The organism is Methyloversatilis sp. RAC08 (assembly GCF_001713355.1).
Taxonomy (GTDB): Bacteria; Pseudomonadota; Gammaproteobacteria; order Burkholderiales; family Rhodocyclaceae; genus Methyloversatilis.
This window is the reverse complement of the sequence record NZ_CP016448.1, coordinates 3,335,141-3,350,977: the sequence shown is the minus strand read 5'-3', so window position 1 is coordinate 3,350,977 and position 15,837 is coordinate 3,335,141. Positions and strand designations below refer to the sequence as shown.

12 protein-coding genes and 1 tRNA gene are annotated in these 15,837 nt (G+C 62.3%); 3 read left to right on the top strand and 10 right to left on the bottom strand.

Annotation, left to right across the window (positions count from 1 at the left end; all coding sequences use genetic code 11):
• Positions 1-4: 4 nt before the first annotated feature.
• Positions 5-80: transfer RNA gene (locus tag BSY238_RS15155), tRNA-Ala, on the bottom strand.
• 99 nt (positions 81-179) lie between these two features.
• Here BSY238_RS15155 and BSY238_RS15150 point away from each other — a divergent pair.
• Entirely contained in the window at positions 180-923 is a 744-nt protein-coding gene (locus BSY238_RS15150) for a DUF3108 domain-containing protein (RefSeq protein ID WP_069039881.1), read from the top strand.
• On the opposite strand, the gene BSY238_RS15145 is transcribed toward BSY238_RS15150, so the two are convergent.
• The 4 genes from BSY238_RS15145 to BSY238_RS15130 form a co-directional block, all read right to left on the bottom strand.
• Positions 910-1,890: an L-threonylcarbamoyladenylate synthase gene (locus tag BSY238_RS15145; RefSeq protein WP_069039880.1), complete on the bottom strand. Its 981-nt coding sequence runs from the start codon at positions 1,888-1,890 to the stop codon at positions 910-912. The genes BSY238_RS15150 and BSY238_RS15145 overlap by 14 nt on opposite strands.
• Positions 1,891-1,895: 5 nt before the next feature.
• Positions 1,896-3,014 (bottom strand): 5-(carboxyamino)imidazole ribonucleotide synthase, encoded by a 1,119-nt coding sequence (locus tag BSY238_RS15140; RefSeq protein WP_236952630.1) that lies wholly within the window; start codon positions 3,012-3,014, stop codon positions 1,896-1,898.
• 195 nt (positions 3,015-3,209) lie between these two features.
• Positions 3,210-3,716 carry a 5-(carboxyamino)imidazole ribonucleotide mutase gene (purE, locus tag BSY238_RS15135; protein ID WP_069039878.1) on the bottom strand — a complete coding sequence of 169 codons (507 nt, stop codon included), beginning with the start codon at positions 3,714-3,716 and terminating at the stop codon, positions 3,210-3,212.
• A gap of 132 nt (positions 3,717-3,848) precedes the next feature.
• Entirely contained in the window at positions 3,849-5,144 is a 1,296-nt protein-coding gene (locus BSY238_RS15130; protein ID WP_069040727.1) for a DEAD/DEAH box helicase, read from the bottom strand.
• Positions 5,145-5,649: 505 nt separating this feature from the next.
• Between BSY238_RS15130 and BSY238_RS15125 the strand changes: the two genes are divergently transcribed.
• Both BSY238_RS15125 and BSY238_RS15120 read left to right on the top strand, forming a co-directional pair.
• Positions 5,650-6,213: a sigma-70 family RNA polymerase sigma factor gene (locus BSY238_RS15125; protein WP_069039877.1), complete on the top strand. Its 564-nt coding sequence runs from the start codon at positions 5,650-5,652 to the stop codon at positions 6,211-6,213.
• A complete protein-coding gene (locus tag BSY238_RS15120) occupies positions 6,210-6,920 on the top strand; it encodes an anti-sigma factor (RefSeq protein ID WP_069039876.1) in 711 nt (236 codons plus the stop codon). Before BSY238_RS15125 ends, BSY238_RS15120 begins: the two co-directional genes overlap by 4 nt.
• Before the next feature lie 60 nt (positions 6,921-6,980).
• Here the strand turns inward: BSY238_RS15120 and BSY238_RS15115 are convergent, their stop codons facing one another.
• From BSY238_RS15115 to BSY238_RS15095, 5 genes are all read right to left on the bottom strand, one after another.
• Entirely contained in the window at positions 6,981-8,972 is a 1,992-nt protein-coding gene (locus tag BSY238_RS15115) for a sigma-54-dependent Fis family transcriptional regulator (protein ID WP_223300158.1), read from the bottom strand.
• Positions 8,973-9,277: 305 nt separating this feature from the next.
• A complete protein-coding gene (locus BSY238_RS15110; RefSeq protein ID WP_335625438.1) occupies positions 9,278-10,534 on the bottom strand; it encodes an acetyl-CoA C-acyltransferase in 1,257 nt (418 codons plus the stop codon).
• Positions 10,535-10,683: 149 nt separating this feature from the next.
• Positions 10,684-12,651, bottom strand: a complete 1,968-nt coding sequence (locus tag BSY238_RS15105) for an AMP-binding protein (protein WP_069039873.1) — start codon at positions 12,649-12,651, stop codon at positions 10,684-10,686.
• A gap of 150 nt (positions 12,652-12,801) precedes the next feature.
• A complete protein-coding gene (locus tag BSY238_RS15100) occupies positions 12,802-14,118 on the bottom strand; it encodes a DUF1329 domain-containing protein (RefSeq protein WP_069039872.1) in 1,317 nt (438 codons plus the stop codon).
• 16 nt (positions 14,119-14,134) lie between these two features.
• On the bottom strand, positions 14,135-15,769 hold the full coding sequence (locus BSY238_RS15095; RefSeq protein ID WP_069039871.1) for a DUF1302 family protein: 1,635 nt from the start codon (positions 15,767-15,769) through the stop codon (positions 14,135-14,137).
• Positions 15,770-15,837 lie beyond the last annotated feature (68 nt).

Genomic DNA, 15,837 nt, shown 5'->3' with positions numbered 1-15,837 from the left:
CATGTGGTGGAGAGGAGGAGGATCGAACTCCCGACCTTCGCATTGCGAACGCGACGCTCTCCCAGCTGAGCTACCCCCCCAACGAGCGCGCAGTATAGTGCGCAGCACGTGGCTTGTGAAGGAACACGCGACGCCGCAAAAGGTCAGACCAAGATGAAAAATTCCTTCTGGAGCAAACGATGAAGCCTGGCGACAAGCCCGAGCTCGAACGGCGCGTATTCATGCGCAATGGCATCGCGTTGCTGGCGGCCGGTTCAGTGCCGGCGATGCTGTCGGGCTGCGCAACGGCCGGCCTGTATTCGAGCGCCGGCGATCACGATGCATCGGCGATCACGGCGGGCGATGAATGGGCTTACGACGAGCTCAACGGTTACAACCGCGAACGCCAGGCACAGATTCGCTACGTGGCAGAAGCAGGGGCTTCGCCGGTACTGCGGCTTGAGGTCGAAGGCAAACCGCTGAGCGGCCTGCGCCACGACCAGCGCGAGGAATACGACGCGCCATGGGTCGTCACGCGCGATTCGGTCTACGACTACGACAACCTGTACAACCCGCCGCTGCCGCTGCTGCCCGCCTTGCTCGAACCTGGGGCGCGAGAAAGCTGGCAGTCGATGGTGGTGCATGACGCCAAGTCGCGTGCCAGGCGCTGGCATGTGCAGATCGACGCCCTGCGCACCGAGTCGGTCACGGTGCCGGCAGGCACGTTCGAGGCGCTGAACGTGCGCCGGCTGATCAAGTTCGAGCACCCGGATTTCTTCCGCAGCCACTCCGAACGGGTCGAAAACCTGTGGTACGCGCCTGAGGTGAAGCGCTGGGTGAAGCGCGAATGGCGCGGGCAGTACCTGCAGAAGATGCGCGCCCGCATGCCCTACTTTCGCGAAGACTGGATCGTCTGGGAACTGACGTCATTCAAAGTGGCGTAATGCCGGCCCCGGCAAGCGCACGCGTAAGCCGGTCATTCACCGCTGCCCAAGTGACGCCTTCGGGCGTCGCCTCGATCACTATCATCGCGCCGCCACTGGCATCGGCCTCGCGCAGCGCGGCATACAGGCCTCGCGCATAGCCTTCGGGATCTGCCGGCAGCATGCTCCATTGATGCGGGCAGTCGGCCAGCGGCGGCTGCGAGTGGGCAATCACCGCACAGCGGCGCCCGCTGTGGCGGAAGGCATTCAGGAAATCCCGCAAGCGTTCGCCGGCGACCTTCTTCATCGGCGTGCGCGGCGCGTAATGCGCTGCCAGCGTGCCGGACGCGCGTGGCGCGCCCTGCCCGGCCGTCGTTGCAAGCTTGCGACCGATCACCGCCTCTATCTGAGCAGCCGATATCGCACCCGGACGCAGGATGCGCGGCGCTTCACCCGACAGATCGAGAATGGTCGATTCGATGCCGACTTCGCAGGCGCCGCCGTCAAGAACGGTGATCGCGTCGCCGAATTCATCGCGTACATGCGCAGCGGTGGTCGGGCTGATTCGGCCGTAGCGATTCGCCGATGGCGCAGCCACGCCGCTACCAAACGCGCGCAACAGCTGCAGCGCGACCGGATGCGCAGGCACCCTCAGGCCAACCGTATCCTGACCACCGGTGACTTCATCCGGCACGTCGGCGTCGCGTTTCAGGATCAGCGTCAGCGGCCCTGGCCAGAAAGCGTTGGCCAGCGCAATGGCCTCTCGCGGAATGTCGCGCGCCCAGTCGACGATCCGCGCCGTCTCGGGCAGGTGGACGATGAGCGGATGATCGGCCGGCCGGCCCTTTGCAGCAAAGATCCGGCGCACCGCATCAGGGTTCAGCGCATCGGCGCCAAGGCCATAAACGGTTTCGGTCGGAAAGGCGACCAGTTCGCCGGCACGCAGCCGCTCGGCTGCCACGTCGATGTCCGTGCTGCCCGCCGTCACGATGCTCAGTCTTCAATGCCAAGCGACTGGCGGGCATTCATTGCCAGATCAATGACCGGTTCGCCGTGCTCGCCCAGCACCGTGAAATGCCCCATCTTGCGGCCATGGCGCGCGTGGTGCTTGCGATACAGATGCAGTTTCAGCCCGGGGATGCGCAGCAGGCGCGACCACTCGGGCTCATACGCGTGGTGCGGATCACGTTCGTACCAGAGATCACCCAGCAGATTCACCATCACGGCGCGCGAATGCTGCCGTGCGTCCCCCAGCGGCAGGCCGCACAGGATGCGCACCTGCTGCTCGAACTGGCTGGTGATGCAGGCATCAATCGTGTAGTGCCCGCTGTTGTGCGGTCGCGGCGCCATTTCATTGACCAGCAGACGACCTTCCGAAATGAAGAATTCGACGCCGAGCACGCCGACGTAACCCAGTTCGGCGGCGATGCCGATCGCCATTTCGGTCGCTTCTGCGGCCAGCGCACCGCTGATGCGTGCCGGCGCGATGCTCACGTCCAGGATGCCGTTGCGATGGCTGTTTTCCGCAATCGGAAAGGGTTCGACGCGGCCGGCCGCATCGCGCGCCAGCACGCACGACACTTCCATGTCGAGCGTCAACATCTTTTCCAGCACGCAGGCTTCGCCGCGGAAGCTTTCGAAAGCCGCCTTGGCTTCCGCCACGTTGGCGACCCGCGCCTGGCCCTTGCCGTCATAACCGAAGCGCGCCACCTTCAGCACAGCCGGAAACAGCGCCGGATCGACCGACTCGATCTGCACGGCGCTGGTGACCGCGGCGAACGGCCCGACCGCGAAACCGCGATCCGACAGGAAGGTTTTTTCGGCGATGCGGTTCTGCGCCACGGCAACGCACTCGGCGTTCGGACGGGTCGGAATGAACTTGGCGAGATGGTCAAGCGTGTCAGCCGGAACATTCTCGAATTCGGTGGTTACCGCCGCACAGCTTTGCGCCAGGCGCTCCAGCGCATCCGCGTCATCGTAGGCGGCACACAGGTGCTCATCGGCCGTCCGCCCGGCCGGACTGTTGCGATCCGGATCGAGCACGACCACCCGATAGCCCATCTCATGAGCGGCCAGTACGAAGAAGCGGCCCAGTTGGCCGCCTCCCAGCATGCCCAGTGTCGCGGGAGGAAGAATCATGTGTTGCGACTCCGATGAAAGCGCTCGGTACCTGCATCGTCCATATGCGGCGAAGCATTGCCCGAAGAGCGATTAAATTCCGCGAATACAATAACCTGCATGACGGGAGCCTGCATTGCACCTGCCGGACAAATGGCCGCTTCTGGCAGGCGGCACCTGAACGCGTGGTCAGCCGTCAAGCTTCATGTCGAGCACGGTCTGGGTCTGCCGGGCGCGGAAGGCATCCAGCGCCCGGGCCAGCGCCACATCTTCGCCCGCCAGAAGTGCGATCGCAAACAGCGCCGCATTGGCGGCGCCGGCCTCGCCGATTGCAAAGGTGGCGACCGGAATACCTTTGGGCATCTGCACGATGGACAGCAATGAATCCATGCCATTGAGTGCCTTCGACTGCACCGGCACACCCAGCACCGGTACGGTGGTCTTCGCCGCCAGCATACCGGGCAGATGCGCCGCGCCGCCGGCTCCGGCGATGATGGCGCGCAGACCGCGCGCGCGCGCCTCCTCGGCATACGCGAACAGCAGGTCCGGCGTGCGGTGCGCCGACACGACGCGCGCCTCGAAAGGCACGCCGAACTGCTCGAGCAGCGCTGTCGCCGCGCGCAGTGTGTCCCAGTCGGAATTCGACCCCATCACCACGCCAACCCGGGGCGCTCGCGCTGCTTCAGAAGCACTCATCGTCAAGGTCCTCCGGCAGCCCGCGCCGCCCGGAAAAAGGTGCGAACTTTACACCCGTAGAGCAATAAATGAAAAAGCGAAGGGGCACCGGTTCCCCGATGCCCCTTCGCCCGTGTCAGGCTGCTTCAGCGATCAGTCCGGGCGGCGTGCCCGGTCTGTGCGGCCACCGCCTGCGCCACCACGATAACCTCCTTCGCGGCGCGGTGCGCCACCCGGCTTGGCACCCCAGCCGCCCGGACGTGCCGAACCGCCAGGACGAGCGCTGCGCGGCGCCGTGCTGCGCGGTTGCACGCGCGGCTCCAGACCCGGAATCGTGTGCACCGGAATCACGTGGCGGATGAAGCGCTCGATTGTCTTCACGCGGCGCACGTCGTCGCCGGACGCCAGGCTGACCGCAATGCCGCTGCGGCCGGCACGACCCGTGCGGCCGATACGGTGCACATAATCTTCCGCCGACTTCGGCAGGTCGAAATTGATCACGTGACTGATACCGGCCACGTCGATGCCGCGCGCAGCGACATCGGTCGCCACCAGCACGCGCAGCGCACCGCGACGCAGATGACCCAGCGTGCGGTTGCGTTCGCCCTGATGCATGTCGCCATGCAACGCAGCTGCGAGGAAACCGTTTTCGCCGAGCGTTTCTGCGATCTGGTCCGCATCGCGCTTGGTCGCCGTGAACACGATGGCCTGTTCGACGTCTTCACCACGCAGCAGGTGGTCGAGCAGACGCTGCTTGTGACCCATGCCGTCGGCGAACAGCAGACGCTGTTCGATCTTCTCGTGCTGTGCTGCGGTGGCGACGATTTCGATGCGCTGCGCATCGCGCGTCAGGCGCTCGGCCAGACGGCAGACACGCGGTTCGAAGGTGGCCGAGAACAACAGCGTCTGGCGATTCTGCGGCAGGCGCTCGACGATCGCTTCGATGTCTTCGATGAAACCCATGTCGAGCATGCGGTCGGCCTCGTCGAGTACCAGCATTTCGAGGCGGCCGAAATCGATGCGGCCGCTGTCCATCTGGTCGATCAGGCGACCGGGCGTGGCGACCAGCACTTCGTACGGCTGGGCCAGCAGCTTGTTCTGCATGACATAGGATGTACCGCCGACCACGCTGACAGCCTTGGCGTAGCGCATGCCCTTGCCGTACTTGCGGCAGGCTTCGGTCACCTGGATCGCCAGTTCGCGGGTCGGGGTCAGCACCAGCACGCGGGGACCGCGCGCCTTCACCGGCGACTCCTGCATCAGGCGATTCAGCGCCGGCCACATGAATGCAGCGGTTTTGCCGGAGCCGGTTTGCGACGACACCATCAGGTCACGACCGGCCAGAGCGGCAGGCACTGCCTTCTGCTGGACGTCCGTAGGATTGGGATAGCCGGCCTCGACGATTGCGCCAAGAAGGTTTTCGTTGAGACCGAGTTCTGAGAATTCCATGAGTTTTTTCCACACGATGGCCACCCGCCGTGCTGCGCTAGGCAGAACGGAAGGAGCGGGTTGGTCGGGCGAAGTCCCGACGATCTATCGGCACTAACCGATCAACCACGCATGACCAAACAGGCGGGAGAAAAAGACAGGCCAGGGACGATAACTTGCTGTGCACGCACCGGAATGACCCGGAAGCCGATCGGAAATCGGCCGCTCTGCACTGAGGGACGGACTTTACAGACACCGGCGTATGTTTGCAAGTGCTTTTTCGCATTGCAACATTTGGCGCGGCACTCACCCGCCCGCACATGTTGTGCTGCATCCGTCCTGTCCGGTTTCGGGTAGCTGAAACACAAACCATGTGCCGGGGGCTGTTCGCATCGGATTCTTACATCACGCGTGCAGCCAACCCAAGGACGACGTGACGCACGAATCCGATGCGAACAGCCCCTGGCACGATCGGCGAGCTTGCTGACATACTTCGGCGGGTTCGCTCCTTCCTCCGGATGACTTGATGAGCTCACTGACGGACGACTTTGACTTCGAAGCCGCCCTCGCTGCATGCGTAAAGGGCGAGCGCAGCGCACTCCATCGCATATATCAGCTTGAAGGCGGTCGGCTGCTTGGCGTCGCAATCCGCATCGTACGCCGGCGCGACATTGCCGAAGATGTCCTGCACGACGCCTTCGTTCGCATCTGGGACAAGGCGGCGAGCTTTGACCCCAGCCGCGGTTCGGCGCGTGGCTGGATCTACAGCATCGTTCGCCACGGCGCGTTGAACCATATCCGTGACCACGCACGGGAGGTGTCGGTTGATGCCACGCCGGAGACCGAATTCGCAGATGAGGCAGGCTCCAGCGCTGCCGACCCGTACGAACAGGTGTTGCTGTCGTCCGAATCGGGGCAACTGTACGAATGTCTGGAAAAACTTGATGTTGCGAAGCGTTCAAGTATTTTGCTGGCCTATCTGGAAGGTTGCACGCACACGGAAATTGCGAGCCGAATGAACACACCGCTGGGAACGGTCAAGGCCTGGATACGTCGCGGGCTGCAGGCACTGAAGGAGTGTCTTGCATGAATGAGCCCATGGACAACAGTGAACTCGCCGGCCTCTATGTGCTCGGCCTGCTCGACGAAGACGAGCGTGCGCAGGTCAGCCGGCAGGTCGCAGCCGACCCGGCTCTCGCCGCAGAAGTGACCTTTTGGGAGGAGCGCCTGCTTCCGCTCGCTGCGATGGTTGAACCAGAGGCCCTGCCCCCGGCGCTGTGGTCGCGCATAGAACGCAGCATTGCACCGGCTGCGCGCAAGGTGCCGCCCGCCGAGCCTTCAGCATGGAGCCGTCTGTGGGACAACCTGGCGTTCTGGCGCTCCCTTGCGGCTACCGGATTTGCCGCCGCAACGATATTGGCGGTTGCCGGCTTGTCCGGTGCGCCGCGCGATGACACACCGCGCTACATGGTGGTGCTGGTGGCGCCTGACGACAAGGCACCTGGCTGGGTGATCCAGGCCAGCACCGAACAGTCCCTCAAACTGATCCCGCTGGGCAGCAGCGAAGTGCCGCCGGCCAAGGCTTTCCAGTTCTGGACCAAGGCAGACAAGTGGAAAGGCCCTGTTTCGCTCGGGCTGGTTCAGCCGGGCCGCACGCTGGATGTGAAACTGGACAGGCTGCCGCCGCTGGAAAACAACCAACTGTTCGAAATCACGCTGGAACCGGAAAAGGGCTCGCCGATCGATCGTCCGACAGGCCCCATCCTTTTCATCGGTCGGGCCGTCAAGGTCATGTAAAGAACTTGGGACAAAAAAAGGGAGGCCGGCGAGTTCGGCCTCCCTTTTTCAAGCGTTCGATCAATGGCCTTTGGCGTGAACCTCTCGGGCCCGTTCAACCAGCGCATCCAGCCCGAACTTCTTCAGTTTCAGATAGAGCGTGCTCTTGGCGATGCCAAGCGAACGCGCTGCCAGCGCCATGTTTCCATGGCTTCCGTCGATCGCGCTAAGGATGGCTTCGCGCTCGGCTTCTTCAAGACGACGGCTGTCGCGCACTTCGCCGATGCCGAACATGTGCTGCTCTCCGCCATGCATCGGCGCATCAAACGGACGAATACCGCGAACCTGCGGCTCATCGGTGTGGATGATCGCGCGCGGACGCTCTCCGGTCAGCAGCATCGATTCCAGCACATTGCGCAATTCACGCACATTGCCGGGCCACGAGTAGGACGCCAGGTCACCAAGGTCGGCCGCACTCAGTTGCGGGGCCGCCACACCGTGGTGCAGCGCGAGTTTTTCTATCAGCGCGCGAGACAGCACCGGAATGTCGCTCAGACGGTCGCGCAGCGGCGGGATGCGGATGCTGGTCACGGCGACGCGGTAATAAAGATCCATGCGGAATCGACCGTCAGTCACCTCCTTGCGCAGGTCGCGGTTGGTCGCGGTGATGAGCCGGAACTTGACCTTGCGCGGCGCGTTTTCACCGAGCCGGTAGATTTCGCCCTCTTCGAGCACGCGCAGCAGGTGCGGTTGCATGTCGAGCGGCATTTCGCCCAATTCGTCCAGAAACAGCGTGCCACCGTTGGCTGCTTCGATCTTGCCCATCATGCCGCCGCGTCGTGCGCCGGTGAACGAGCCTTCCGCGTAGCCGAACAATTCCGTCGCCAGCAATTCGCGCGACAGGCCGCCGCAATTGACGACGACGAAAGGCGCCGACTTCGCGCTGCCGCAATCGTGAATGCCTTTGGCAAACACCTCTTTGCCGACACCGGTTTCGCCGAGAAGCAGCACCGGTACATTCGATTTGGACAGCTGACGCGCACGCTCGACCGATTCGACCAGCGCCGGATCCTTGCCCACGACGCAGTCAAGCTTGCTCGGCTCCTGTGCTGCGCTCTCCGCAACCAGCGTCGCAGCGCTGCTGTGAGCCGCGCGAGGACGGAAGATCGGAATCGTCTGCAAGGTGCCGATACGCTGGCCGTTGTCGAATACCGGTTCCAGCCATTCGGGTGCAATCCAGCCCTGCAGGCCGGCAGGCAGCCCGTCGTCGGTAGCATGGCCGAGCGAGATCGACGCAATATCGAGCCTGCGCGAGCCGATGCGGCCAACCGCGAGTTGATTGAGCGCTTCTTCTGCCCGCTCGTTGGTCTTGACCGGGTTGCCTCGGCGATCGAAAACCACGACGCCGTCACCACTGGAATGCGTCAGTCTGTGCATGCAGCGCTCAAGCAGGCGGAAACGGATGCCCATTTCATGCTTGGCCAGACGCCCCTCGATCTTGCTGGCAGTCGCCACCACCAGCGCAAGGCTGTGACGGTTGTAGGTCTGGTGCAGTCCGGACACGTCGATCGCGCCCAGCACCGAACTGTCGTAGGGATCAAGGATGACGGTCGATGAGCAGGTCCAGCGCTTGATGCCGGCGCAGTAATGCTCGGCTGAATGGATCTGAACCGGATGACGCACGGCGATCGCCGTGCCGATTGCATTCGTGCCACAGGCGGTTTCGCTCCAGCTTGCGCCGGGCGTCATGTTCATGCTTTCGCCTTCTTCGCGCGTCGCATGGTCGCCTTCGAGACTGAGGATGGTACCGCTGTGGTCCGTAAGCACCATGATGGTGCCTGTTTCGGCCAGAAAATCACGCGCCATCGCCATGACAGGCGTGCTGGCGCTGAGCAGATCACCGTGCTTCTGTTGCAGGGAATAGAGCGAATTCTCGCTCAGGGGAGGCGGGGCTTGGTACTTGCCCGGATCAACGTGCGCGTTCAGGCAACGGCGCCAGGAATCGTCGATCAGCCGGCGCAGCGCATCGGAACTGCACTCTTCACCGTTGAGCACTCGCTCCCAGTGTTTCATGACGTCCCGGTCACGCTCAGGGCGGGAAAACATCTGGCTTTGATCGTCGTCCCTTACATCCATGGCCACCTCCTTTTTTGCACGGAGGCAGACGGATGCCCGGTACGACACAACATCGCGTTGCGAAGCACTGGGTCCGGCTCCTCCAGGACCTGCGTAGCGATGTACTTCGAGGTACACCGTCTCGCGGGCTGAATTTAAATCTTCTGCGCCGACGAAGGGAAATTCGCCGGAAGTACTGCAGCGATCAATGCAGGGCCCTCTCGGGCGATAAATCGCTGGCGTATCCGAAACTTACGCAAAGCTTACTCCTGCCACAACTCAAGCGCTACTGCCGTGGCTTCACCGCCACCGATGCACAAGCTTGCCACACCGCGACGGCCGCCTGCACGGCGCAGTGCACCAAGAAGCGTAACGATCAGGCGCGCACCCGTGGCGCCGATCGGGTGGCCCATCGCACAGGCACCACCATGGGGGTTGACCTGATCCGCGTCCAGACCGAGGTCACGAATTGCAGCGAGCGTCACCACTGCAAATGCCTCGTTGATCTCAAATAGATCGACATCAGCCATCCTCCAGCCGCTGCGTTCGATCGCACCGCGGATCGAAAACGCGGGGGCCATCGGGAAACGCCGCGGTTCGCCTGCATAGGACGCGTGGGCAACGATACGGGCAAGCGGTGTCAAGCCCAGTGCCGACGCACGCGAGGCGCGCATCATGAGCACGACCGCCGCACCATCCGAGATCGAACTCGAATTCGCGGCCGTGACGGTTCCATCCGCTCTGAACGCGGGCTTGAGGGCAGGAATTTTTTCCGGTTTGGCCGACTGCGGCTGCTCATCGCGCGCAATGACCGTGGCTGGCGCGCCGCGTCCCTTGCCGGCAACCGTTACCGGCGCGATTTCCCAGTCAAAGGCGCCAGCTGCTGCTGCGTCACGCGAGCGCGTCAGCGAGCGCAGCGCCCAGGCATCCTGGTCCTCACGCGAAAAACCGTACTCGTCAGCGCATTGCTCGGCGAACACGCCCATCAACGAGCCACGATCGTTGTAGGCATCTTCCAGGCCGTCGAAAAACATGTGATCGATGACCCGATCGTGGCCAAGCCGATAGCCGCTGCGTGCGCGCGAAAGGAGGTAAGGCGCGTTGCTCATCGATTCCATGCCCCCCGCAGCAACAATGCCTGCGGAGCCGGCGACGATTGAATCATGTGCCAGCATGACCGCTTTCATGCCCGACCCGCACACCTTGCTGACCGTCGTGCACGCACAGGAATAAGGGAGGCCAGCGCCAAGGGCCGCCTGGCGGGCGGGCGCCTGTCCGATACCCGCTGGCAGTACGCAGCCCATGTAGAGCTCTTCGATGTCTGACGCCTGGACACCCGCTTGCTGCACCGCAGCCGCAAGCGCAATGGAACCGAGTTGCGGGGCGGCGAGAGACGACAACTCACCCAGGAAGCCACCGAGTGGCGTACGCCGGGCGGCAACGATGACTACAGGATCCTGGGCTGAATTCAATTCATGCTCCTGAAGGGTTGCACACGAAGAAGTGAAGGGCTGACGCACCGCAGGATGCTGCTTCTCGCAACACACTCACGCTCGTTCGCAACTGTGCACCGGAACCAGCTGTCGCAGACCGGACTTCCCACACGTTGATCACGACGTCGTGAGAGGTTTTCATGTGTTCGATATTAGGACGCACCCACTTCGGACAGTCAAGCCCAGGCGTTGCGCAGGCTGAGCACTTCGTCAATGGAACGCGGATCTTCCATGCACGAAAGGTCGCCGACAGGTCGACCGATGTAGGCACTTCGAAGCACCCGGCGCAACACCTTGCCATTGCGCATCTTCGGAATCTGCCCGAGGACATGAATACGTGCCGGACGCAAAGGCTTGCCGAGCAACCGCGCCACGTGATCCGACAGTTCGGACTCCCATACGCTCCAGCCGGTATCTGAATCGGTCCGGGCGTCATGCAGGCGGACGAAACACACCACGGCCTCCCCCTTCACCGCGTCAGGAACACCTACTGCAACCGCCTCGGCGACGAGCGGATGCGACACGAGCGCCGATTCGAATTCGATCGGACCAAGGCGCTTGCCCGCCACGCGGATCGTGTCATCGCTGCGGCCATGCACGAACCAGTAGCCGTCACTGTCCATGCTCGCCCAGTCACCATGCAGCCAGGCGTCCGGAAGGCGCGACCAGTAAGTTTCTTCGTAGCGCGCGCAGTCCTTCCAGAAACCGCGCGCCATGCCGGGCCACGGCTGTCGCACGACCAGTTCGCCGACGGTCCCGCGAACCGGCCGGCCTGCGGCATCGACGATGTCTGCTGCCATACCCGGTATCGGGCCATTGAACCCACATGCCACCTGGGGCAGCCCGGGGAAGCAGGTCAGTATTCCGCCCCCCACCTCCGTGCCGCCAGAGTAGTTGATGATGGGCCGCCTGCGCTTGCCGACGGTTTCGAACAGCCAAAGCCAGGGCGTTTCGTTCCATGCCTCGCCGGTCGACCCGAACACCTTGAGCGTATCAAGCATGCCGGGCGGGGGTACCGCGTCGTGACTGCCCATCAGGCTGCGCACCAGACTGGGTGAAAAGCCCAGATGGGTCACGCCGTGGGACTTGACCACACGCCACAGGCGACCCGGATCCGGATGGTCAGGCGGCGCTTCGCACAAGACGATCGTGCTGCCAAGCATAAGCCCGCCAAACACCATCCACGGGCCCATCAGCCAGCCCATGTCGGTCACCCACATCAAGGTGTCGTCGGCCTTCAGGTCAAACGCCATCGCGAGATCCTGCGCCGCCTTGACCGGAAATCCGGCATGGGTATGGATGACTGCCCTGGGGCGTCCTGCAGTACCCGATGTGTAGATCAGCATCAAGGTCTGATCGGGTGGGAAGCTCTGCGCACCGGAACCGTGCGACGGAAGGGACTTCAATGCTTCGTAGCCCAGCACGCCAAAGCTGAATTCATCTTGATCACGCCCATACGAACCTGCCGACGGCTTTCGGTCCACCACGATGACATGGCGGATAGACGCACATTGAGATGCCGCACTCAGCGCAACGGGGAGCATGCGTATCGGCTGACCCCGGCGGTCATGGCTGTTGGCACAGATCAGCACCGTAGCGCCCGAATCGGCCAGACATTTGGCCATGGCATCGGACGAGAGGCCTGAAAAGAGTGGGACTGAAACGACCCCTATACTGGCTGCAGCAAGCATGACCACCGCAGCTTCGGGAATCATCGGAAGGTAGATTGCAAGCCGGTCACCTGCTCGCATGTCGATGGCCTGCAGCCCTGATGCGACACGGGCCACCTCATCCGCAAGGTCACCGTAGGTCAGACTGCGGAACTCTCCCGCATCGCCTTCCCACCGGATCGCGACCTTTTCGCCGTTTCGCCTGGCATGCTTGCCGACGAGATTGTCGACCAGATCCAGTCGGCCGCCGACGAACCAGTCCGGCCACATGATTCCACCCGACAGATCGAGCGTCTGCCGATACGGGACCTGCCATTCCAGTCCGATTTCCTGCAACACCCGATCCCAGAACGTCGCGGGATCACGTTCTGCATCTTCCTGCAGTTGATCCAGCGTTCCATATCCATGACGTTCGATGAACAGGGCAAGCCGGGTGCCCTTCCACTCGTAATCAGAGGGCGTGAATACCTTCATTGTTGAACCTTGTGATCATGCAATCACGCAAACGTGGGTTCCTGGTCACTTCCTGAGCTCCGCCAGACATGAGAAAAAAGCCCGACCCCGCTGAATGCGGGGGCGGGCGAACATGCCGGGAGGAGGTACCAGCAATACTTGCAAAAGCGCTTACTTGCCGGTTGCGACTTCTTCCAGCACGTTGAGCGAAACGTCGGTTTCCTTGACGCCCGCCGGATTGGACTTCATGTTCGACGACCAGTTGGTGGCGTGGCCACGCTTGACGTCGATGATGTGTCCGATCACGGGCATGACTGCCTTGTAGCCGTCGTCGCCGGTGTCAGGCCGGTTCTGGAAAATGAACATCTTCCAGAATTCGCCCTTGCGATCAAGCGCGAAGCCGAGGTACGGACGCGGGAAATCCACTTCCATGTACACGGTCTTCTTGCTGTACGGATGCTCGTCAGGGCACACGCCTTCGACCACATACACTTCACGCGGCTCCCAGCCGATGTCCGGCGCCGGGTTGAAGTGCGGCGGGATTTCGATGCCGATGCGCGGGAAGCGCTTGGCCGGTTCGGTGTAGGGCTGCTTCACGTCCACACTGATTTCCGGGCTGTGAGCGATCGCCAGCACCCAGCGCTTTTCCAGCAGCTTGTTCGACTTGTACTTCGTCGGGGCGGCATCCCAGATGTCCCAGTCGTCATACAGCTGGTCGGTACCGCCGATCGGGTCCATCCACGCGCCACCCGACAGGCGACGCACGCGACGCACCGACTTCAGGTAGGCGTAGGAGTCATCCGGCACCTTCGAGTCGGCCTGGTTGTAACGGACCGAGAACAGACCCAGACCGCGGATGTCCTGCGGGTAGGTCGCCACGAAGTAGGTCTTCTGCGAAATGTCGCCCTTGCCCACGGTGATCGGGCCGCCGTCAAGACGCCCTTCCATGTAGTAGCGGCGCGACTGGAAGGCCTGCACCCGCTCGTAACCCTTCTTCGCGTCCAGGAAGGCCCAGGCGATGTCGCGCAGGTCCATCGTGGCGCCGTACGTGGCGGCACGCAGGTTCCAGATCACCTTGTCGCCGGCGTGCGGGTCGTCCATCTTGATGGTTTCCGGCGGGAACAGCATGCCGGCTTCCCATCCCGACACCGTACGGTCAGCGGTGTTGAACTTGACGTTGTTGATGTTCTTCTTCGACCATTCAACATACTTCGGATCCATCTCGATCTTCTTCGAGTTCGCGAGCTTGATGGTCGTGTTGTAGTTCTTGATCATCCACTCGAGCTTCTCCGGGACCATGCTGGCGATGGTCTTGTTCTCGAAGGTGTCGTTCTTGATGCTGTCGTAGTTTTCCTTGTTGATCACGAAGCCTGCGGCCAGTTCCTTTGCGAAGGCCTGTCCGGCACCTGCTGCGAGCATCAGCGCGATCGCGCCGGCTACGCCGGTGCGGGCAAGGTTGCTACGGGTTTGGGTACTCATCTTCATCATGTCTTCTTTCCTTTGATCAGAACTGACGGGTCACACGAAGCACGAGCTGGCTGGCACGGCTGAAATAGCCGAACAGCTGGGATTCGCCACCGCTGAACTGCTGACGATTGCTCTTGCCACCATCCCAGAAAATGTCCGCTTCAGCCTTGGCCACCCACTTGTCGTCGAACACGACGGACACGCTCGGGATTGCGAAGCCACCACCGTTGGACAGATCGAAGCCCACTGCAAGACCCGGGTTGATCGTGTCGTTCTTGTAGTTCAGGCCAGTGAACAACGTCAGGATGGTGTTGTGCTCGTTCAGCGGAGTGCCATAGGCAAACAGGCGAACAAGCTGTTCGTTGCCGTCATAGTTCAGCACTTGCGTATTGAACAGCTGGATCGACGAGAACGACGGACGCGACGTGCCGAGCAGGTCCTGGAAGTTCAGGTCCTTGTCGATACGAAGCATCGTACGCAAGGTGTCCTTCTTCACGATTTCGCAAAGACCGAGACCCGCGGTACACACACCACCACCACGCGTGATGTAGTTGCCTTCCCCGAAACCGCCCACGCCTGCGTTGTAGGGCTGGTCCTTCGTGTAGGCCACTTCAGCGCTCAGCACCGCATCAAGCGTTTCGCTGTATCCGCTGACCGTCACACCGAGAACATCGATCTTCGGGTGAATGCGCTGGAACAGCTGATTGCCGTGGGTAACCCCCTGGTGCGCAACCGCGCCGAACAGGCTCGGGACCACGCCGGCACTCGCAACCGGATCGGCAGCGAAGGTCGTCAGGTAGGCAATGGAGTAGTTCAGGCCATATGCCTCGCCGTTCCAGCGGATACCGCCCGTCACGTCGTCCTGATCGCCATCCTTGTGATCGCAGTTCTTGCTCGTGCCCGAGCTCAGGTCAAAGCCGCGATACGGCTGGAAGAACCAGCGGCCGCCGTTGATGTCGTAAGTGTTGCCGATGTCTTCGCAACGATCCCAGCCCGGACGGATGTAGGCTGCGATCAAGCCCTTTGCTTCAGGAATGCGGATTTTTGTCGACAGCAGAATCAACGGCTTGCGCCATTCTTCATTCTCGCCTTCGAAGAACAGACGCCAGCTGTAGTCGTAACCGTGCACCAGATCCATTGCCTGGAAGAAGTCGGATTCGCCCCATACCAGCTGCTGCTTGCCGAATTTGACCGTCACACGCTCGCCGATGGGTACTTCAGCCCAGAACTCACGGATATCGCCGTTGTTGTAGTTCTCGGTGATGCTTTTGGGGTCACGATTGCTGTTGACGCCGAACGCGTTCGCGGAACCGTCGGCGCGCAACTCTTCCAGATCTGACAGGTAGTTTGTCTTGTACTCGCGGTCAAGACGGCCAATGGCCTTCCACTTCACCGGGCCGGTCTTGACGTCGAGGTCAAGCAGCAACGAACCGCGCAGCATCGAAAGCTTGCCGAAGCTGTCCTTGCCAACGCGGCTCAGCTCGGGTTGATCTTCCAGGTTCATCGAAGCCCAGGCGCGCACATAGCCGCTCAGTGCCCAGGTAAAGTCGTCACGACCTGCCCATGTTCCCTCGAGGCCAGCGGCATTCGCGACGGGCATGCCCATCCCGGCCAGCACAGCTGCAACAGCCAGACCCGGTCCGGTCTGCCTGAAGATTTTGCTTCTTCTCATGTCTCCATTCCCTCCGTTTTGGCACTACCCATGAGTCATCTGCTCACGCCCGGCATCGTGTGATACCG